General features: G+C 69.3%; 23 protein-coding genes and 1 tRNA gene. 11 read left to right on the forward strand and 13 right to left on the reverse strand.

Translation table 11 applies throughout. From position 1 onward, the window contains the following. Nucleotide 1 precedes the first annotated feature (1 nt). Entirely contained in the window at nt 2–1006 is a 1005-nt protein-coding gene (locus PQV94_RS11300) for a DUF2332 domain-containing protein (RefSeq protein WP_274285920.1), read from the reverse strand. 69 nt (nt 1007–1075) lie between these two features. Here PQV94_RS11300 and msrB point away from each other — a divergent pair, with 69 nt between their 5' ends. Together msrB and PQV94_RS11310 are read left to right on the forward strand one after the other, a co-directional pair. Then, the gene (gene msrB, locus PQV94_RS11305; protein ID WP_274285921.1) at nt 1076–1483 is read left to right on the forward strand and encodes a peptide-methionine (R)-S-oxide reductase MsrB; all 408 of its coding nucleotides are present in this window, start codon (nt 1076–1078) and stop codon (nt 1481–1483) included. After that, nucleotides 1480–2019 carry a nitroreductase family protein gene (locus PQV94_RS11310; RefSeq protein WP_274285922.1) on the forward strand — a complete coding sequence of 180 codons (540 nt, stop codon included), beginning with the start codon at nt 1480–1482 and terminating at the stop codon, nt 2017–2019. The genes msrB and PQV94_RS11310 overlap by 4 nt, the downstream gene beginning before the upstream one ends. On the opposite strand, the gene PQV94_RS11315 is transcribed toward PQV94_RS11310, so the two are convergent. Beyond that, nucleotides 2020–2967, reverse strand: coding sequence for a DMT family transporter (locus PQV94_RS11315; protein ID WP_274285923.1), 948 nt, complete (start codon nt 2965–2967; stop codon nt 2020–2022). 42 nt (nt 2968–3009) lie between these two features. Further along, the gene (locus PQV94_RS11320) at nt 3010–3525 is read right to left on the reverse strand and encodes a MarR family winged helix-turn-helix transcriptional regulator (protein WP_274285924.1); all 516 of its coding nucleotides are present in this window, start codon (nt 3523–3525) and stop codon (nt 3010–3012) included. A 96-nt stretch (nt 3526–3621) separates the two neighbouring features. Between PQV94_RS11320 and PQV94_RS11325 the strand changes: the two genes are divergently transcribed. Together PQV94_RS11325 and PQV94_RS11330 are read left to right on the forward strand one after the other, a co-directional pair. Next, nucleotides 3622–3948, forward strand: coding sequence for a DUF7882 family protein (locus tag PQV94_RS11325; RefSeq protein ID WP_274285925.1), 327 nt, complete (start codon nt 3622–3624; stop codon nt 3946–3948). Further along, entirely contained in the window at nt 3945–4286 is a 342-nt protein-coding gene (locus PQV94_RS11330) for a hypothetical protein (RefSeq protein ID WP_274285926.1), read from the forward strand. The genes PQV94_RS11325 and PQV94_RS11330 overlap by 4 nt, the downstream gene beginning before the upstream one ends. Before the next feature lie 187 nt (nt 4287–4473). Here the strand turns inward: PQV94_RS11330 and PQV94_RS11335 are convergent. After that, nucleotides 4474–4546, reverse strand: a tRNA-Thr gene (locus tag PQV94_RS11335). 67 nt (nt 4547–4613) lie between these two features. Then, a complete protein-coding gene (locus tag PQV94_RS11340) occupies nt 4614–5552 on the reverse strand; it encodes a DsbA family protein (RefSeq protein WP_274285927.1) in 939 nt (312 codons plus the stop codon). Nucleotides 5553–5762: 210 nt separating this feature from the next. Here PQV94_RS11340 and PQV94_RS11345 point away from each other — a divergent pair, with 210 nt between their 5' ends. Both PQV94_RS11345 and PQV94_RS11350 read left to right on the forward strand, forming a co-directional pair. After that, complete coding sequence (locus tag PQV94_RS11345; RefSeq protein ID WP_274285928.1) at nt 5763–6866, forward strand: ABC transporter ATP-binding protein; 1104 nt, start codon at nt 5763–5765, stop codon at nt 6864–6866. Nucleotides 6867–6936: 70 nt separating this feature from the next. After that, nucleotides 6937–8256 (forward strand): DUF4032 domain-containing protein, encoded by a 1320-nt coding sequence (locus PQV94_RS11350; RefSeq protein WP_274285929.1) that lies wholly within the window; start codon nt 6937–6939, stop codon nt 8254–8256. Between the two features lie 37 nt (nt 8257–8293). Here PQV94_RS11350 and PQV94_RS11355 read toward each other — a convergent pair whose 3' ends face one another. From PQV94_RS11355 to cysS, 3 genes are read right to left on the reverse strand one after another with little or no spacing between them, the layout of a single operon-like run. Further along, nucleotides 8294–8935 (reverse strand): NAD(P)-dependent oxidoreductase, encoded by a 642-nt coding sequence (locus tag PQV94_RS11355; protein WP_274285930.1) that lies wholly within the window; start codon nt 8933–8935, stop codon nt 8294–8296. Nucleotides 8936–8958: 23 nt separating this feature from the next. Beyond that, on the reverse strand, nt 8959–9942 hold the full coding sequence (rlmB, locus tag PQV94_RS11360) for a 23S rRNA (guanosine(2251)-2'-O)-methyltransferase RlmB (RefSeq protein WP_274285931.1): 984 nt from the start codon (nt 9940–9942) through the stop codon (nt 8959–8961). Beyond that, complete coding sequence (gene cysS / locus PQV94_RS11365) at nt 9935–11338, reverse strand: cysteine--tRNA ligase (RefSeq protein WP_274285932.1); 1404 nt, start codon at nt 11336–11338, stop codon at nt 9935–9937. Before cysS ends, rlmB begins: the two co-directional genes overlap by 8 nt. Nucleotides 11339–11401: 63 nt before the next feature. Between cysS and PQV94_RS11370 the strand changes: the two genes are divergently transcribed. After that, complete coding sequence (locus PQV94_RS11370; protein ID WP_274285933.1) at nt 11402–12319, forward strand: DMT family transporter; 918 nt, start codon at nt 11402–11404, stop codon at nt 12317–12319. A gap of 2 nt (nt 12320–12321) precedes the next feature. After that, on the forward strand, nt 12322–12780 hold the full coding sequence (locus tag PQV94_RS11375) for a GNAT family N-acetyltransferase (protein WP_274285934.1): 459 nt from the start codon (nt 12322–12324) through the stop codon (nt 12778–12780). A 4-nt stretch (nt 12781–12784) separates the two neighbouring features. Here PQV94_RS11375 and ispD read toward each other — a convergent pair whose 3' ends face one another. Continuing rightward, nucleotides 12785–13984: a 2-C-methyl-D-erythritol 4-phosphate cytidylyltransferase gene (gene ispD / locus PQV94_RS11380; RefSeq protein ID WP_274285935.1), complete on the reverse strand. Its 1200-nt coding sequence runs from the start codon at nt 13982–13984 to the stop codon at nt 12785–12787. 14 nt (nt 13985–13998) lie between these two features. Then, nucleotides 13999–14481, reverse strand: a complete 483-nt coding sequence (locus PQV94_RS11385; RefSeq protein ID WP_137417676.1) for a CarD family transcriptional regulator — start codon at nt 14479–14481, stop codon at nt 13999–14001. A 398-nt stretch (nt 14482–14879) separates the two neighbouring features. On the opposite strand from PQV94_RS11385, the gene PQV94_RS11390 reads away from it, so the two are divergent. Next, complete coding sequence (locus PQV94_RS11390) at nt 14880–15350, forward strand: DNA modification methylase (protein ID WP_274285936.1); 471 nt, start codon at nt 14880–14882, stop codon at nt 15348–15350. 56 nt (nt 15351–15406) lie between these two features. On the opposite strand, the gene PQV94_RS11395 is transcribed toward PQV94_RS11390, so the two are convergent. Then, entirely contained in the window at nt 15407–16090 is a 684-nt protein-coding gene (locus tag PQV94_RS11395) for a response regulator transcription factor (protein ID WP_274285937.1), read from the reverse strand. Beyond that, nucleotides 16087–17319, reverse strand: coding sequence for a sensor histidine kinase (locus tag PQV94_RS11400; RefSeq protein WP_274285938.1), 1233 nt, complete (start codon nt 17317–17319; stop codon nt 16087–16089). The genes PQV94_RS11395 and PQV94_RS11400 overlap by 4 nt, the downstream gene beginning before the upstream one ends. A 168-nt stretch (nt 17320–17487) precedes the next feature. Between PQV94_RS11400 and phoU the strand changes: the two genes are divergently transcribed. After that, complete coding sequence (phoU, locus tag PQV94_RS11405) at nt 17488–18156, forward strand: phosphate signaling complex protein PhoU (RefSeq protein ID WP_274285939.1); 669 nt, start codon at nt 17488–17490, stop codon at nt 18154–18156. A 61-nt stretch (nt 18157–18217) separates the two neighbouring features. Here the strand turns inward: phoU and PQV94_RS11410 are convergent, their stop codons facing one another. Then, the gene (locus PQV94_RS11410) at nt 18218–18964 is read right to left on the reverse strand and encodes a phosphoglyceromutase (protein ID WP_274285940.1); all 747 of its coding nucleotides are present in this window, start codon (nt 18962–18964) and stop codon (nt 18218–18220) included. Between the two features lie 40 nt (nt 18965–19004). Between PQV94_RS11410 and PQV94_RS11415 the strand changes: the two genes are divergently transcribed. Continuing rightward, nucleotides 19005–19820, forward strand: a complete 816-nt coding sequence (locus tag PQV94_RS11415) for a class I SAM-dependent methyltransferase (RefSeq protein WP_274285941.1) — start codon at nt 19005–19007, stop codon at nt 19818–19820. Nucleotides 19821–19824 lie beyond the last annotated feature (4 nt).

Below are 19824 nucleotides of genomic sequence, written 5' to 3' on the forward strand. Positions count from 1 at the left end.
GCTAACCGAGCATGCCCGCCGCATCCGGACGCCACTCCACAGCCGCGCCCAACGGGTCGACCGCGGCGAGCACCTCGCCATCCAGCGCCAGCGCGAAGCGATCCTTCGGCCAGGCGGCCGCTTCGATCGGCGCGCTCCAACCGTCGTGCAATCCCGGTGCGTCGATCGTGATCCAGCGTCCTGATGCCCGAGCCGCATCGATGATGCGTCGCCGCCCGTCCCTGGGAACATGGGCGAGCACGCCCGGCGTCGTGACCACGAGGGTCGCGTCGGGCGGGGCGGCCATCGCAAGCTCCGCGATGACGCCCTGCGCCGCCGCATCCGCCGCTCGCAGAATCGGCGGCTCCTCGGCAGCGATATCGAGGGCGGCCTCGATACGCTCCCGGCGCCCCTCCTCCCCCGGCCACACAAGCCCCGTCAGCCACCGGCGATCCTCGGCGGAGCGGGCGTCGAGCGGATGCAGGTCGATGCCCGCCCGCCACACGACCGTCGGCATGCGCAGCTCCGTCTCCGGACCACTCCACGTGGATGTGAGGACGACCGCAGCGGGGCCGGCGGTCGGATCGAGCCTTCGTGTTCGTCCCGCATCCGCGTCGTAGCGATAGGAGTAGCGATCCGGATAGAGGCACAGGCCGGCACTGGCGCCGATCTCGAGCAGCGCGATAGGACCCTCGATCTGCGAGAGCGCGGGAAGCAGCGCCGCGCAGCGCCCGGGCTCGTTCGTCTGCACGGAGCGCGCCGCGGACTCCGATACGAGGGCGTCGGCGTGCGCGAGCACCCACGCCCCCCAGTCCGCATGCTCCGCCTCCGACGCCCCCAGGAGCCTGCTGACGGCGAACACGAGGGGCGGCTGCCGGTGGGTCGCCGGTATCCGCGCAAGGACCGTGGCGAGTTCCGGCGTGGTCCACACCGACTGCGCCCACCTCTCGTAGAGACTGCTGCGACCCGGCGCCTCTTCTTCGGCGAAGCGCCGGTAGCGCGCGATGACGGCCTCGAGTTCGCTCACCCGCTCATTCTCGGTCACACGGGAACAGTGCCCTCGCCGGTCGGGTTGAATGGAGCAGAAGGAGGACGAATGAGCTACGCAGTGAACAAGTCCGAGGAGCAGTGGCGCGAGGAGCTCGGAGCGGACAAGTACGCGGTCTTGCGTGAGGCCGCGACGGAGCGTGCGTGGACGGGCGAACTGCTCGATGAGTCACGCGCGGGTCTTTACGCGTGTGCCGCGTGCGGTGCCGAGCTGTTCCAGAGCGGAACGAAGTTCGATTCGCACTGCGGCTGGCCGAGCTTCTACGAGTCGGTCCGCCCGGAGGCAGTGGAGCTGATCGAGGACAACAGTCACGGGATGGTGCGTACCGAGGTGCGCTGCGCCTCCTGCGGCTCCCACCTGGGCCACGTGTTCCCGGATGGCTTCGGCACGCCCACCGGCGATCGGTACTGCATGAACTCGATCGCTCTCGAGTTCACCCCGGAGGCCGGCGAATGACCACCGGCGCACGCGACGCGATGCGCGTGCGCCGATCGTGGTCGAAAGTGACCGACGAGGCGCCGACGCACGACGAGCTCGTCGACATGGTCGCTGCCGCGGGACGGGTGGCCGACCACTCGTCGCTGCGGCCGTGGCGGCTGATCGAGCTGCGCGGGGAGGACCGCGAGCGCCTCGGGCGCGCGATCCACAAGGCGGAGAAGAAAGACGGAGCGTCGACCAAGCCGCTGCGTGCCCCACTGCTGATCGCGGTCGTCGCCCGCATCCGGAAGGACAAGGTGCCGGAGTGGGAGCAGGAGGCGGTCGCGTCCGGCGTCGCACACATGCTGAGCCTTGCTCTCGATGAGGCCGGCTGGGGTGTCATCTGGCGCACCGGGAGCTATACCCGGAGCAAGGCCGTCGCCAAGGTGCACGGACTGAGCAAGAACGAGCGCCTGTTGGGCTGGCTGTATGTCGGGGGCAAGCCCGGCCTCTCCCGTGAGGCGCGGATCAAGCAGGTCGACGGCGCCGCGTTCCTCAGCAGTCTCCCGCGCTGATCACCGCCGTCGCCACCGGGGGACGGTCGCCACGACGACGCCGACGACGGCGACGACCACGGCGATGAGCGCCACCTCGATGGGCGGCCCGGCATGGCCGGGAAAGAGCGCATCGATGACGACCGAGGCTCCGAGAAGGCCGACCACCGAGCCGAGCCCCAGCTGCAACACACCGGTGTGCCGCACGAGCGCTGCCGACAGGAAGATGTAGACGACGCCGATGGCGCCGCCCACGTAGAGCCAGGGCTCGGTCGGCAATCGACGCGTTCCTGCAAGCACGAGCTGCACGGCGGCCGCAGCCGTCAGGAGCACGGTGCCACCGGCGAAGTTCACGAGTGTGGCCGTCAGCGGACTGCCCACCTCGTTGCGCAGCCGCCCGTTCGTGGCCTGCTGCCAGGCGATTCCCGCTCCCGCGAGCAGGGGAAGCACGAGCAGCCAGACGGGAACGGATGCCGCTCCCTCGCCCACCAGTGAGACGACGACCGCCGCAACGACGAGCAGAGCCCCGGCAAGGCGTCCTATCGTGACGCCGACGACGCCGGCGGGGCCGTAGCCGACCCGATCGAGGACGACGCCGTTGACGGTCTGGCCCGCGACCACGCCGACGGTGAAGGCCGCGACGCCGATCGCCGCGACCGCGAGTCCCTGCGTGAAGACGGTGAACGCGCCCGCGGCGCCGCCGAGGATCATCCACACCGGGATGCGGCGCTCACGAACGCCCGCGATCAGGCGGGCGATTCCCGCACGACCGCCCGCCAGCAGCGCGCTGAGGGCGAGCAGGATGACGAAACCCGATCCGAACGAGATGGCGGCTGCCGTCAACGCATCGCCGATGGCCGCACCGAGTGCGCCATTGATCTGCGCCTGCGTCGCCGTCAGCACGCCGACGAGAACGGCACCGGCCACGGCGATCGGTCGGGGAAGGCGTCGTGGGTGGGGCGAAGTCACCGATCGAGACTACGTGCACCGTGCGGTGCGGACTGACCGGGCTCAGGCGGAGGCGGCGCTGCTCGCAACGGCAGAATCGACCGCGTCCACCGCTTCGGTCATCGCGTGAAGAAACCCGACGATGGCGGCCGCATCATCCGGGTCGAGGGAGCGCACGGCAGCCATCATCCGCGCGTGCATGCCGTCGAGCGTGCGACGCACCTCGACGTGGGCGAGATCGGTGGTCTCGACGAGCAGGCGGCGACGATCCTTGGGGTGCGGCTTGCGGCGCAGATGCCCACTGCGCTCGAGCCGATCGAGAATGCCCGTGACCGACGGTGTGGAGACACCGAGGTAGCGACCGATGTCGACGGGCGATACTTCTCTACCCTGCTTCGTCTGGCGCATCAGGTACTGCAGCACGAGAAGGTCGTTCTCCCCCATCCCCATGGACTCCTGTGTCCGACGCCGCATCGCCATCTCGGAGGCGCGATAGGTGCGCAGCGCTTCGAGCACGCGCCGGCCGGCTTGCTGGCGCACGTCATTCGCGTCGTACCAGTACATCGCGCGGTCGCTCATCGCACCCCACGATTTGCGAAATGTTTGTTTGCCATATCGCTAGCCTACCTAGTAATGTCCTCATCGAACAAGCTTCATCGATCGAAAGGCACCCTCATGGGAAAGCTCTACTACGCAAACGCCACCGACCCGATCGAGATGAGCGATCGTCTGCTCGCCCACGTCAAAGTGGTCGCCACGACCAAGCTGCGACGCCAGGAGTCGTTCACGATCAACCTCCGCGCAGCGGCGGGACGAGAGACGTTGTGGATCCACTCCTCGATTCCGCTGCGGTTCGTCTTCTCATCCGCCGAGCCCGAGGCGCTCAACCCCGGATTCCTCCAGTCGCTCGCCGAGGCTGCCAGCTCGACGGCGGGACTCACGGTGGACATCGACGAAGAGGTCCCGGCAGCCCAGCAGCAGCCACGCCGGCGCGCGGCATGACGACCACCCTCGCGCCATTCGTCACCGCCGCATCGCGGACCACGTGGAATCAGGCCGACGACGGACTGTACGTCGCTCAGCGCGACGGTGACTTCTTCGGCTACATCGATAGGAACGACGACGGTAGCTTCGTCGCGTTCGACCGCTTCTCCTCGCCGGTGGGGCGCTACTCCACCCTCGCAGCCGCCAAGGCGTCGCTGACGACGGTCGTCTCCGACCCGATCAACCGGCAGCGGTTGCGCACGCGTGAGCGCCTGCCCTTCATTGCTGCGACGTGGGCGGGACTGGCAGCGATCGCCGTGGCCGTCACCGCCGGCGTCCTGCTTCCCGGCTTCTAACGTCGGCTCACCCGCGTCACCCCCGTCGAGGTGGTGTCGGTGCGGCGGTGCCGGCTACAGGACGTGAACCTGCAACCCCCGTATGACAACGTGCGCGTCGACGCCCTCGTGATTCCAGTGCCGGCTACAGGACGTGAACCTGCAACCCCCGTATGACAACGTGCGCGTCGACGCCCGATTCAATCCGTGCCGGCTACAGGACTTGAACCTGCAACCCCCGTATTACAAGTACGGTGCGCTACCAATTGCGCCAAGCCGGCATGACCGCCTCGCGGTCTGACGCCCTCGCGAGCGCAGGGACGAGTCTATGCGCTCCCTGCGCGGGGATTACGACGTGGGCGTGGGCGTGGGAGTCGGGCTCGCGGTGCGGTAGTACGCGTCGCTCGCCGTGGTGAGCACGAACTGCGCGAACTCCTTCGGGTCATCCAGCGCACCCTGGTAGAGCTCGCCGTTCACGAAGATCATGGGCGTGCTGGTCAAGGTGAGACCGTCGGTACCCGGGATGCCTGCGACGGCCGCATCGGTCGCGGTCTTGGCCCACGCCATGAACTCGCCGTTCTCGATGCAGGAGCGCACCTGACGCGGATCGGAGGCGCCGGCCGCCTGGGCCACGTCGGCGAGCGTGTCGTCGCTCAGTCCGTCGGATGTGGCCTCCGGCTGCTGCAGGAGCAGCTGGTGGTTGAACGCGAAAACCGTGTCGGGCGAGTAGGTCGCCACGCAGGCGGCCGCACCCGCCGCACGCAGCGAGTACTTCGTGCCGTTCGACTTGGCCGTGAGCATGGCGACGGGGTGGTACGAGAGCGTCGCTGCCCCCTCCGTCACCCACGAGGAGAGCTGGGGCGCGTTCGCCGTCTCGAACTGCTTCGCCCCGGGGGCGAGGTAGTCCACGTACACGCGGATGTCGACGGAGGACCGGTTGGTCGGAACCGGCGTAGGAGTCGCGTCACCCTGCGGCGCCGAGGATTCGGACGGAGCAGGCTCGTCCACCGAGCCGCCGAGCACCGACACACCCGAGACGGATGCGACCGCGAAGCCTCCGTCGACCGCACCGCTCGGCTGGAGCTGAGGAGCGGAGGTCGAGGAACTCACCGCGAACACCACAGCGGCGACCACGGCACCGACGACCGCCACACCGCTGATCGAGAGAGCAGCCAGGCGAAGTCGACCGACACGCGCGTGGCGCTGCCGCACTCGCTGCGCCTTCTCGCGCACCGCCTCGCGGCGGTCGCTCGGCGCCGGGACGTTCGATGAGTCGTCGCTCGACATAGGACCTCTGAAGAAAACGTAGGGACCGGCGGAGTCCGGTCGGGCCGCCCGGGAAACGGCCGATCCGATGCTAGCCAGACTGTCTGAGAAATGCCCAGACGCTCGTGCCATACTGAGAGGTGCGCCCGATGGCGGGCGTTGCGGGTCACCCCCGCGCATCCATCACTACGGATCGTCCGGCACGTACCTGCCGGTGAAGGAGAAGAAACAGTGGCAACTGTCACGTTCGACAACGCAACGCGTCTGTACCCGGGGGGAACCCGCCCGGCCGTCGACAAGCTCAACCTCGAGGTCGGAGACGGCGAGTTCCTCGTCCTGGTCGGCCCCTCCGGTTGCGGTAAGTCCACCTCGCTGCGCATGCTCGCCGGCCTCGAAGAGGTCAACTCGGGCAGCATCCGCATCGGCGACCGCGACGTCACCGACGTCCCGCCGAAGGACCGCGACATCGCGATGGTGTTCCAGAACTACGCCCTCTACCCCCACATGACGGTCGCCGAGAACATGGGCTTCGCGCTCAAGATCGCCGGCGTCGGCAAGGAAGAGCGCGCCCAGCGTGTGCTCGAGGCCGCCAAGCTCCTCGACCTCGAGGAGTACCTGACCCGCAAGCCGAAGGCCCTCTCGGGTGGTCAGCGTCAGCGTGTCGCCATGGGTCGCGCCATCGTGCGTCAGCCCCAGGTGTTCCTCATGGACGAGCCGCTGTCGAACCTCGACGCCAAGCTCCGCGTGCAGACGCGTACGCAGATCGCGTCGCTGGTGCGTCGCCTCGGCGTCACCACGGTCTACGTCACGCACGACCAGACCGAGGCCCTCACCATGGGCGACCGCATCGCCGTGCTGAAGGACGGCCTGCTGCAGCAGGTCGGCACCCCGCGTGACCTGTACGAGAAGCCGAAGAACGTCTTCGTCGCCGGCTTCATCGGCTCCCCCGCCATGAACCTCTTCCCGGCCGACCTGGCCGAGGGCGGCGTCCGCTTCGGTGACCTCGTGGTCCCCGTCGAGGCCGACACCATCGGCAAGGCTCACGGCTCCGAGGTCACCATCGGCGTGCGTCCCGAGGACATCCAGGTCGCTCCCGCCGACGGCAAGGGCCTGTCGGTCGTCGTCGACCTGATCGAGGAGCTCGGCGCCGACGGCTACCTGTACGGCCACTCCGAGATCAACGGCAAGCGCACCGACATCGTGGCGCGCGTCGACGGTCGTCGTCACCCGAGCGCCGGCGAGACGGTCATCCTCGCCCCCGTCCCCGGTCACGTGCACGTGTTCGACCTCGAGAGCGGCGAGCGCCTGAACGACAAGGCGATCGCTTCGGTCTGATCGGAACGACCCCCGCGGCGCGGCGGATCCACCCGGATCCGCCGCGCCGCGACATATGTGGAGGGACACCATGGCGGACTCGCTGACCATCACGGCCAGTGCGATCGATCCCGCACTCTTGACGCTGCCGTGGAGCACGCCGCTCGCGGACTGGTCCAGCAACGACATCGTGCAACTCCCCAAAGGTCTCTCGCGCCACCTGGTGCGCTTCTCGACCCTCAGCGGCAAGGTCATCGCCGTCAAGGAGACCACCGGCGAGATGGCGCGGCGCGAGTATGACATGCTGGGCAACCTCGCCCGCCTCGACGTCCCCTGCGTCGACCGTTTCGCGGTCATCGACGGGCGGACCGATGCGGCCGGTCATCCCCTGCCCGCGGCGCTCGTGACCGCCCACCTCAAGTTCTCCCTGCCTTACCGCGCCCTGTTCACCCAGGTGCTGCGCCCCAACACGGCCTCGCGCCTCGTCGACGCGCTCGCCGTGCTCTTGGTGCGTCTGCACAACGTGGGCTTCTTCTGGGGTGATGTCTCCCTCTCCAACACCCTCTTCCGACGGGATGCGGGAGCTTTCGCCGCCTACCTCGTCGATGCGGAGACGGGCGAACTGCACGAGAGCGGCCTCACCCCCGGTCAGCGCGAGCACGACCTGGACGTCGCGCGCACGAACATCGCGGGCGAGATCATGGACCTCGCCGCCGGCGGACGTCTGGCCGGAGACGTCGACGCGCTCGACATCGCCGACGGCATCGTCTCCTCGTACCGCTCGCTGTGGGCGGCGCTGACCGACAAGGAGAGCTTCTCCGCGGCGGAGTCGTGGCGCATCACCGAGCGCGTCCAACGGTTGAACGCGCTCGGGTTCGACATCGGTGAGATGTCGATCGACACCGCGACCGACGGAGCGCTCGTCTCCATCCAGCCCAAGGTCGTCGACGCCGGGCACCACCAGCGGCGTCTGCTGCGCCTGACCGGTCTCGATGTCGAGGAGAACCAGGCCCGACGTCTGCTCAACGACCTCGACGAGTTCCGCGCACGCATCTCCCGCGTGGGCTCCGACGAGGAGATGGTCGCCCACGAGTGGCTCACTCGGAAGTTCGAGCCGGTCGTGAAGGCGATCCCCTTCGATCTGCGCTCCAAGCTGGAGCCCGCTGAGGTGTACCACCAGGTGCTCGAGCACAGCTGGTACATGTCGCAGGCGCGCGGCCGCTCCGTGCCGCTCGCGGAGGTTCTGACGAGCTACATCGACGATGTCCTGCGCCACCGCCGTGACGAGGCGACCGTCGTGGGCCCGCCCACCGAGGCGACGTCCGTCATCCCCGTCCTGCGCGACGACTACGTGCCGCGCGACGCAGACGACGATGACGACGAGGCCATCGACTGGCGCGATCTGGTCTGATCACACGCGGCGGCCCGCCGCATCCGCCCGCTTCGGCTCAGTACCCGACGGTGAAGCGCTCCCGCGAATGACGCGGGGTCTCGATCTCGTCGAGCACGGCGACGGCGAGGTCGGCGCCCGAGATGAAGGACTCGCCGTTCTCATCGACGACGAGCACGTCACCCCCGTCGCGGTATGAGCCGGTGCGCTCCCCCGGCGCCCAGGCGCCGAAGCCTCCGGCGGGGTGAATGTAGAACCAGTCACGGTCACCGGCGCGCGTCTGCAGGTCCTCGAGGATGCCGATGGCCTCGAGCGCTTCGGGCTTGTACTCGTCGGCGAAACCGTCAGTCTCGACCAGACGCGGTCCGCCCTCGGCGACGAGACTTCCACCGGCACCGCCGATGACGCCGATGCGCACGTCCTCGGGCAGCACAGAAAGCAGCTGCTCGATCGCCGGGCGGAGCGCGCCGAGCATGTCACCGCGCGCGGCCACGGCCGAGACGACCACATCGACGCCGACCAGCTCGTTCACCAGCGTCGGGACATCCAGCAGCGTGGCCTCGACATAGGTCGCACCCTCGACCCGTTCGGCGGGAACCGTGCGCGCGACGGAGAGCACCGTGTGCCCGCGCCGGACCGCCTCTGCGACGATGTGGCTGCCGGCGTATCCGGTTCCCCCGAGAACGGCGATGCGAGACATGGGTGCTCCTTCGGTCAGGACCATCAGGCCGAACGTAGCGTGGCGACCTGGTAGAGCGCGACGGATGCGGCGATTCCCGCGTTCAGGGACTCGGTCGCGGCGGAGATCGGGATCGACACGATCTGGTCGCACGTCTCGGTCACCAGGCGCGAGAGCCCCTTGCCCTCGGAGCCCACGACGATCACGACGGGACGGTCGGCGAGCTGGAGTGCCGGAAGCGCCACGTCGCCGCCGCCGTCGAGGCCGAGCACGAACACGCCCTGCTTCTTGAACTCCTTGAGCGTCGTCGTGAGGTTCGCCGCCATCGCGACGGGCAGGCGCGCTGCCGCTCCGGCACTCGTCTTCCACGCCGCGGAGTTGACGCCCGCGCTGCGACGCTGCGGGATGATGAGGCCCTGACCGCCGAACGCCGCCGTGGAGCGGATGATGGCGCCCAGGTTACGGGGGTCCGTTACACCGTCGAGCGCCACGATCAGCGGCAGCTCATCGCGGTCGATGATCTGCTCGAGCAGGTCCTGCGGGTGCGCGTACTCGTACGGAGGGACTTTCAGCGCCACACCCTGGTGCACGCCGTCGAAGCCTGCCATGCGGTCCAGCTCCTGCCGCGTGACCTCGAGCACCGGGATCTCGCGGTGGGTCGCGATCGACAGCATCTCCTTGACGCGGTCGTCCATCTCGACGCGCTGCGCGATGTAGAACGCGGTCGCGGGGATACGGGCGCGCAGCGCCTCGAGCACCGAGTTGCGGCCGGTGACGGTCTCCGTGTCGTCGTTCTGCTTCGAGCGCGGCGTGCGGTTCAGACCCGCGACACGCGGAGCGGACTTGCCCCCGGCCGCGACGAAGCGCTCCTGGGCGGCCTTGCGCTTACCGGCGGGGTGCCAAGCGCGATCCTCCGCCTTGGGGGTCGGACCGCGACCCTCGAGCGAGCGACGGTTCTTGCCGCCGGTGCCCTTCGTAGGACCCTTCTTCTTGCCGCGTCCGGCTGACGGGTTTCCCGGCTTAGCCACGTTTCACACTCCAATGGGTCCCCTCGGGACCGTCTTCGAGGACGATGCCGGCGGCCGCGATCGCATCGCGCACCCGGTCGGCGCTCGCCCAGTCCTTGTCTGCTCGCGCCTGGGCGCGTTGGTCGATCATGACGCGAACGAGCGCGTCCAGGGCTCCGGCTTCGGGGCCGTCCACGCTCGTGCGCCACCGCTCGTCGAGCGGGTTGATGCCGAGGATGTCGGTCATGGCGACGACCTCGGCCGCGCGGCGGCGCGCGCTCTCCGAGTCTCCCTCATCGAGTGCCGCGTTTCCTGCACGCACCGTCTCGTGCAGCACGCCGAGCGCCTGCGGTACACCGAGGTCGTCGTCCATCGCAGCGGCGAATGCCTCAGGGATCGCGGCCGTCTGCGGCGCTGCTCCCCCGCGTTCGGCGCGGTCGAGGAACGTCCGGATGCGTTCGACCGCCGCCTCGGCCTCATCGAAGGCCTTGCCGGAGACATCGAGGCTCGATCGGTAGTGCGCGGCGGCGAGCGCATAGCGCACGACGAGCGGGTCGCGCTCGGCGAGCACGTCGGCCGCAAGGGTGAAGTTGCCGAGCGACTTCGACATCTTCTGGCCGTCGACGGTCACCAGTCCGTTGTGCACCCAGTACTGCGCGAACGCATCGCCGGCGGCCGTGGACTGTGCCAGCTCGTTCTCGTGGTGCGGAAAGCGCAGGTCGAGGCCGCCGCCGTGGATATCGAAGTGCGGTCCGAGATAGCGGCGCGACATCGCCGAGCACTCGATGTGCCATCCCGGGCGCCCCTCACCCCAGGGAGACGCCCACCGCGCATCCGCCGGCTCGCCGCGCTTCGCACCCTTCCACAGCGCGAAGTCGTGCGGGTCGCGCTTGCCGCGAGGGTCCGCATCCGCCGCCGCTTCCATCGCGTCGACGTCCTGGTGCGTGAGAGCGCCGTAGGCGGACCAGGACCGCACGTCGAAGTAGACGTCGCCGGAGCCATCGGGGGCCGGGTAGGCGTGGCCGCGCTCGATGAGCAGCGCGATCAGCTCGATCATCTGCGGAATGGATGCGGTCGCCCGAGGCTCGTACGTCGGCGCGAGGATGCCGACGGCGGAATAGGCCTGGCTGAACGCGAGCTCCATGCGGTAGGCGAGCGCCCACCACGGCTCGGCGGGCGTTGCATTGGCGAGGACCTTGTCGTCGATGTCGGTGACGTTGCGCACGAACGTCACCCGACCGAACCGGTGTGCGAGCCAACGCCGCAGCAGATCGAAGCTCAGCGCGGCGCGCACATGGCCGATGTGCGGGCCGGACTGCACCGTCGGGCCGCAGACGTACATCGTGACGTTGCCGTCCTCCAGGGGCGCGAAGTCGCGCAGCGCCTGCGCCTGGGTGTCATAGAGCCTGACCGTCACTCCACCAGCCTACCGGCGGGGCTGTGTCACCACCCCGACACATGACCGCGGTAGAAAGGACGGATGCTGCCCGTGTTCGCCGTCCTCGCCGCGGCGGTGCTGTTCGGGACGACGGGCACCTCGCAGGCCCTGGGCCCCGACGGCACGACCCCTCTCGGAGTGGGTGCCGTGCGTCTTCTCCTGGGCGGCACGGCTCTGGCGGTGATCGGTTTCGCCCTCGCCCGTCGGAACCGACGCGCGACGGCAGCCGCGCCTCCCCCGCTGACCGCGCGCGCTCTGATCCTCATGGCTCTGACAGGCATCTGCCTCGCGGCCTACCAACCGCTCTTCTTCCTGGGAACGGCCCGCGGCGGTGTCGCCGTCGGCACCGTCATCGCGCTCGGCTCGGCTCCGGTCATGGCGGGGCTCATCGAATGGGCGATCACCCGTCGCCTTCCCCGACCCACGTGGCTCGTGGCGACGGCGCTCGCGACGACCGGGGTCGCACTGTTGGCCTTCGCCGGCGGTGGCTCCGGTTCGGCGGACCCCCTCGGCGTGATCGGATCAGTGGGCGCGGGGGCCGCGTTCGCCGTCTTCGCCAACGCCCAGCGTCGGCTGATGTCGAGCGGGTGGGATCCATTCACCGTCGCCGGGGCCATGGGTGCAGGTTCCGCCGTGAGCGCCCTGTTCATGCTCCCGTTCGCCTCGTTCACCTGGCTCGCCGAGCCCAGCGGCATCGCCGTCGCGCTCTGGCTGGGACTCGCGACGATCGCGATCGCCTACACGCTGTTCACCTGGGGACTGCAGCGCCTCACCGCGGCCACCGCGGCGACGCTGACCCTCGCCGAGCCCATCACCGCCACCCTGCTGGGGCTCGTCGTGCTCGGGGAGCATCTGGACACCGCCTCCATCGTCGGCATCGCTGTGCTCACCGTCGGACTCGTGGTGCTGGCGTGGGGCTCCCGCCGGCGGGATCCCGAACCGTTCCCTCTCGAAGGATGACCATGCTCGAGTTCCGCATCGACGATCCGACCCGCGGCGCGCCGCACGAGCTCGTCTCCGCGCACCTGGTCGCGATGCATGCGGGCACCCCCGCCGAAAGCGTGCACGCGCTCGACGCAGCGGGGCTGAGCGCACCCGAGGTCACCTTCTGGTCAGCGTGGTCCGGGGGTGAGCTGGCGGGCATCGGCGCTCTCAAGCGATGGGGCGACGACCGCGGCGAGCTGAAGTCCATGCGCGTCGCCGACGCCTTCCGCGGGACGGGCTTCGGGCGCGGCATCCTTCGCCACATCCTCGGCGAAGCGGCAGCGATGGGCCTGACGAGCGTGTGGCTCGAGACCGGCAGCACGCCGGAGTTCGTGCCCGCGGTACGCCTCTACGAGAGTGAGGGCTTCGTGCGCTGCGGGCCGTTCGCCGACTACCGCGACGATCCGCTGTCGCTCTACTTCACGCGGGCGGTCTGACCGGTCACTGCGCGGGAAGCAGCATGGCGACCGCGACCGCGAAGACGCCTTCGCCGCGTCCCTCGAAGCCGAGGCCGTCGGTCGTCGTGGCCGAGACGGACACGGGCGCGTCCAGGGCTTCGCTCAGCACGGCCTCCGCCTCGCGGCGCCGCGCGGCGAATCTCGGGCGGGTGGTCTGAACCTGCACCGAGACGTTGCCGATCACCCAGCCCGCTTCGCCCACCAGGGCACGGGTGCGAGCGAGGAACGCATCGGCGTGCGCGTTCGCGTACTCGGGGCGGTCGACGCCGAAATGCGTGCCGATGTCGCCGAGACCCGCCGCCGCCAGCACGGCGTCGACGACGGCGTGAGCGACCGCATCCCCGTCCGAGTGGCCGGACAGGGCGGGCTCATCCGGCCACCGCAGTCCCGCGAGCCACAGCTCCCCGTCTGCGCCGAACGCGTGCACGTCGGTGCCCACACCCACCCGCGGCGCAGGCGCCGGTTGCTGGAGTCGCACCGGGTGCTCGGCGACGGGGGCCAGGAGCAATCGTGCGCGTTCGAGGTCGGCGGGATGAGTGATCTTGAAGCCGAGAGCATCGCCTGCGACCGCCGCGATGCGGTGCCCCGCCGCCGCGACGAGCGCCGCGTCGTCGGTGAACTCGGTGTCGGCCACGGCGTACGCCGCGCTCAGGACGTCCCGCCGGAATCCTTGCGGGGTCTGCGCCGCACCCAGCTCGGAACGATCGACCACGCCGATGATCTCGTCGCCGTCGACCCGCTTGATCGTATCGACCACGGGAAGAACCGGGACGGCACCCCATCCGGTGCGTTCGACGGCGTCCACGATCCGGATAAAGACCTCGGGAGATGTCAGCGCACGGGCGGCATCGTGCACGAGCACGATCTCGATATCGCCCCAGAGCGCTGCGAGCCCCGCGGCGACCGACTTCTGACGAGTGTCCCCACCGGCGACGACGCTCACACGCTCACGCGCATCGCCCGCTGCGGCGAGTGCCTCCGTCAGCGCCTCGCCGGTGCGGTCCGCGGGGGCGACGACGACCACCTGAGCGTCGAGCGCACTGCGGAACACGCCGTCGAGGGCATGACGCAGCATCGTGTGTTCGTCGATCCCGACGAAAGCCTTGGGGACGTCCTCACCGAGCCGGGTACCTGACCCGCCGGCGACGACCACGACCGCGATACGCGGCACGGGCTGAGGCACGAAAGCGCCCTTCGTCAGCTCGCGAGAACCTCTTCGAGCAGCACGCTGGCCTTCTCCTCGTCCGTCTTCTCAGCGAGCGCGAGCTCGGAGACGAGGATCTGCTTGGCCTTGGCGAGCATGCGCTTCTCACCCGCGGAAAGACCGCGGTCCTGATCGCGGCGCCACAGGTCGCGCACGACCTCGCTGACCTTGATCACATCGCCCGAAGCGAGCTTCTCGAGGTTCGCCTTGTAGCGGCGCGACCAGTTGGTCGGCTCCTCGGTGAAGGGGGCACGCAGCACCTCGAAGACACGCTCGAGACCGTCCTTGCCGATCACGTCGCGCACACCCACGAGGTCGACATTGTCGGCCGGAACCTCGATGACCAGATCGCCTTGGGTGACGTTGAGCTTCAAGTACTTCTTGGTCTCGCCCTTGATGACGCGTTCCTTGACCTCGATGATGGTCGCGGCACCGTGGTGCGGATAGACGACCGTTTCGCCAACCTCAAAAAGCATGGAGTTATGTCCTTTCGGCAACGACCAGGATACCACAGGGCCGAATGCGCTAGGGTTCGCGCCCTCGCCCCACGCCCCTCATCCCCGCGCCCGCGCCGCCGCGAGCGCCCCCGCGCGCGCCCATTCCCCTCGACGCCCAGTCCCCCTCACCGCCCGAGTTGCGTCGCATGTGCGCAGATGCCACACCTTTACGCAACGGCGCCTGACATTCACTGGCGCGGATGCGGAGAAGTGTGGCGTCGTTGGGGGCACGCCGCGCTCCGGCGCGTCTCGACGTGCGCCGTTCGCTCGTCGAGCGTGCTCCCGGCGCCCGGCCGACCGAGCGAGCGCCGCGGCACAGGAGAGGCCGGCGGTACCCCGTAGAATGCTGGAGAAGCCGTCTGCAACCGGGAGGAACCGTGAAAACGCGCCTGATCGCGTCCGTCGTCGTGGCGGCTGCTGTCGCACTGGGAACGAGCGGCTGCGCCATGCTCTCGCCGCAGAGCACCACGATTCAGTACTCCCCCGCCGACGGGCTCAACGTGCCGGCTTCGAGCGGGCCGCTCGCCGTGCGCAACGCCCTCGTCGTCGCCAACGACGAAGGCACCGAGGGCAACTTCGTCGCCGCGATCGTGAACGAGAGCGACTCCTCGCAGGTGCTGAACCTCGAGGTCGGCGAGAACGCCGTGAAGCTGACCGTGCGAGTCCCTGCCGGCGACACCGTGAGCCTCGGCACCGAGGACACCGATCCGCTGTTGATCGAGAACCTCGACGCCCGCCCCGGCTCGACCGTGCCCATCTTCTTCCAGTCCGGCGACGGCGAGGGCGCTCGCGTGGAGATCCCCGTCCTCAACGGCGACCTGGACTACCTGACGCCGCTCGCTCCCTGAACGCAGCGCACGGGAAAGGGCGGGACACCTCCGGGTGCCCGCCCTTTCCCGTGCACTCAGGCCTCGAACCGGTATCCGAGTCCTCGGACGGTGACCAGCATGACCGGATCGCTCGGGTTCTCCTCGATGCGCGACCGGATGCGTTTGATGTGCACGTCCAGGGTCTTCGTGTCGCCGAAGTAGTCGGTGCCCCACACACGGTCGATCAGCTGCCCGCGGGTCAGCACCCGACCAGCGTTGCGCATCAGGACCTCGAGGAGCTCGAACTCCTTGAGCGGCATGTTGATCTCCTCACCTCCCACCGTCACGGTGTGGCGGTCGATGTCGAGCGTCACCCGGCCACCCTGCAGCACACGCTCATCGAGGTCGGCCTCCACCTGGGCGAAACGGCGCAGAACCGCCCGCATCCGAGCGAGAAGCTCGCGGGCCGAGTAGGGCTTGGTGACATAGTCGTCGGCGCCGAGCTCCAGCCCCACGACGATGTCGACCTCGCTGTCCTTGGCAGTCAGCATGATGATCGGCACGGACGAGACGGTGCGGATCTGCCGGCACACCTCGGTGCCGGGCATGCCGGGCAGCATCAGGTCGAGCAGCACGATGTCGGCGCCGCGCTCGCGGAACGCGGAAAGCGCGACGGCGCCGTCTTCGGCGATCTCGACCTCGAACCCCTCCCTGCGAAGCAGGTAGGCGAGCGGGTCGGCGAGGTCGGGCTCGTCCTCGACGATCAGGACGCGGGTCATTCGGTGACTCCGTTCGGATTCGGCGCCGCGGCCGTGGACGCGGCGGGGGTCTTCTTGGTCTTCTTGGGACGACGACGGCCGCGCGGGGTGGATGCCTCGAGGTCGTCCGGAGGCGTCGCGATCGGAAGCTGGATGGTGAAGGTCGAGCCGCGGCCGACGCGCGACCAGACGCGCACCTCACCGCCGTGGCGCTGGACGGCGTGCTTCACGATCGACAGCCCGAGCCCCGTGCCGCCGGTGCGGCGAGAGCGTGCTTGATCCGAGCGGAAGAAGCGCTCGAACACCCGCTGCTGATCGGCCTCGGAGATGCCGATGCCCCGGTCGGTGACCGCGATCTCCACCGAGTTGTGCACCTGCTTCACCCCGATGCCGACGCTCGAGCCGCTGGGCGAGTACGCGATCGCGTTGGCGACCAGGTTGCCGAGCGCCTCGGTGAGGATCTGTGTGTCGCCGCGCACGTAGAGGCCGCGCGTACCGCCACGGACGACCGTCACCCCGGAGGAGCCCGCGGCCAGCGCGTGGGCCTCGATCGCGGCGGTGACGACGGAGTCCACCGACACGTCGCCCACTTCGGCGAGCTCGTCCGCGGACTGCAGCCGCGAGAGGTTCATCACGCGAGAGGTCAGGGAGGCGAGCCGCTGCGCCTCGGCGCTGAGGCGACCGGCGAAGATACGCACCTGCGCGGGGTCGTCTGCGGCCGACTCGATCGCCTCCGCGAGCAGGCTCACCGCCCCCACGGGTGTCTTCAGCTCGTGCGAGGTGTTCGCGACGAAATCCCGGCGCATCTGCTCGACCCGCTCGCGTTCGGTGATGTCACGGATGACGATCAGCACCAGCTTCGGCGAGATGGTCGTCGCGCGCGCCGAGACGAGACGGGGCTCCGCAGGAGAGGAGGAACGGCGCAGGGTCAGACTCGCGGTGCTGATCCCTCCCGAGCGGACCGCCCGTGCGAGCTCGCGGATGCGCTCGTCGGGCACGACCTCGTCGACGTGGATGCCGAAAGCCTCGGCGGATGCGGATGCGGCCCGCACCGTCCCCGAGCCGTCCACCACGAGTGCACTGTCGTCCATCGCGGCCAAGACGTCGGGCACGCCCTCCGGAACGGCCGTCGAGTTGCGTGCCTCGACGCGGGCCCTGGCCCGCATCGCGCCGATGATCAGGAGGGTGATCGACGCCCCGAGGACGACGCCCATGACCAGGGCCAGCAGCGCGAGCTGCGACGAGTTCATGGCTCCAGCGTAAATGGATGCTGAACCCGCACCCCGTCGCGAGCCGTCCAGGGAGGCCTACCGCGGGTAACATTCACTCCCGCGGCACCGTTCGTTAACCTTCGACGGCGAGAATCGCCCGGGCCCGTCCCGTGCCGCCCACGATCACCCCAGGAAGGTGCCTGTTTCATGCGCGAGGTTTTCCAGCAGTCCCTCGACGAGGTCCGTGTCCGGCTCGTCGAGATCTCCGAGCTCGTCACCGAGGCCATCGAGAAGGCGACGAGGGCGTTCGGTACGAGCGACGTCGCGCTCGCCGAAGAGGTCATCGACAACGACTCCGTGATCGACGACAAGGCCATCGAGCTCGACGAACTGGCGATCGACATCCTCGCCCGGCAGCAGCCCGTCGCAAGCGACCTGCGCACGGTCGTCTCGGCCCTGCGCATCAGCGCATCGCTCGAGCGCATGGGCGACATCGCCGAGCACATCGCGCAGCTGACGCGCATGCGCTTCCCCGACCGCGCCATCCCCAAGGGCCTCAAGGGCACTTTCACGAAGATGGGCGAGATCGACGTCGACGTGGCGCGCAAGCTCACCGAGTTGCTGCGCACGCGCGACCTGGACCTCGCCGAGCAGCTGCGCAACGAGGACGACAAGCTCGACGAGTTGCATGTCAGCGTCTTCGAGAAGGTCCTCAGCGAGTCCTGGCAGGGCGAGGCGGCGGCGACCGTCGACGCGACCCTGGCCAGCCGCTACCACGAGCGCTTCGGTGACCACGCCGTCTCCGTCGCGAAGAAGATCGTCTACCTCGCGACCGGTGACTGGGCGCCGCAGTCCGAGGTCGAGCCTCAGATCTGACCTCGCAGACACACGAGAAGGGCCCGGATGCGACGCGCATCCGGGCCCTTCTCGTACCGGCTTACTTGCCCTGGTTCGCGACGGCGGCAGCGCCCGCTGCGGCAGCTTCCGGGTCGAGGTACTCGCCCTTGCCCAGCGCCTGCAGGTTCTCGTCGAGGCGGTACACCAGCGGGATTCCGGTGGGGATGTTGAGCTCCGCGATGTCGTCGTCGCTGATGCCCTCGAGGTGCTTCACGAGCCCGCGCAGCGAGTTGCCGTGGGCGGCGACGAGCACGGTCTTGCCGGCCGTCAGGTCGGGGACGATGGACTCACTCCAGTAGGGCAGAAGTCGATCGATCACGAGCTTGAGCGACTCGGTGCGCGGCACCTCGCCGTCGATCCCGGCGTAGCGCGGGTCGTTGACCTGGCTGAACTCGGATGCGTCATCGAGCGGCGGCGGCGGAACGTCGAAGGAACGACGCCACAGCATGAACTGCTCCTGGCCGAACTCGGCGAGGGTCTCGGCCTTGTCCTTGCCCTGCAGCGCACCGTAGTGGCGTTCGTTGAGACGCCAGGTGCGCTTGACGGGGATCCACAGACGGTCGGCGGCGTCGAGCGCGAGGTTCGCGGTCTGGATCGCCCGGCTCAGAAGCGAGGTGTGGACGACGTCGGGCAGCAGGCCCGCCTCGGCGAGCAGCTCGCCGCCGCGGGCGGCCTCAGCCTTGCCCTGGTCGGTCAGGCGTACGTCGACCCATCCGGTGAAGAGGTTGAGCTCGTTCCACTGGCTTTGGCCGTGGCGCAGCAGGATCAGGGTGTGAGGGGTGGTCATGAGCCCATGATATCGACCGCAACGCTGGCATCATGGGGCCATGAGTCCTACGCCATCGGGTCGCATCACCCGAGGCACGACGGGGACCAACCGCCTCCGCCGCGTGGACCGGTGGATCGCCCGCCACCGGTCGCTGCGCACCGCGGAGGCGGAACCGCTCGTCGTCGATCTGGGCTTCGGGGCGAGCGGGGTCACCGCTCTGGAGCTCGAGGCGAGGCTGCACCGCATCCGACCGGATGTGCGCGTGTGCGGGCTGGAGATCGATCCCGCACGCGTGGCTCGGGCGCGTGCGCAGCTGGAAAGCGTGCGCGAGGGAGCCACGATCTTCCGCCCCGACGCGCGGGTGGGGTTCGACCGCGGCGGTTTCGAGGTCCCGGTGCCGGAGCGGCCGCGCATCATCCGAGCGTTCAATGTGCTCCGCCAGTACGACGAGGACGAGGTTCCGGCGGCGTGGGAGCGCATGACGTCGCGCTTGGATGCGGGCGGGATCCTCGTCGAGGGGACGTGCGATGAGCTCGGGCGCATCAGCACGTGGGTCGAGATCGGGCCCGACGCCCTCCCGCGCACGCTGACGATCTCGCTGCGGCTGACCGGCCTGGAGCTTCCCTCGATCGCGGCGGAGCGTCTGCCGAAGGCGCTGATCCACCGCAATGTGCCGGGTGAGGGCGTGCACGAGCTGCTGCGCGCGCTGGATGCGGAGTGGACGCGCGCGGCTCCCCTGGCGACGTTCTCCCCCGCGCAGCGGTGGCAGGCGGCGCTCACTGCGCTCGTGGCGGGCGGGTGGCCGCTGCGGCAGCGTGCGCGGTGGCGTCTGGGCGAGCTGACGGTGCCGTGGGAGCGGGTGGCGCCCCGCTGAGAGA

Source organism: Microbacterium sp. Clip185, from assembly GCF_028743715.1.
Taxonomy (GTDB): Bacteria; Actinomycetota; Actinomycetes; order Actinomycetales; family Microbacteriaceae; genus Microbacterium.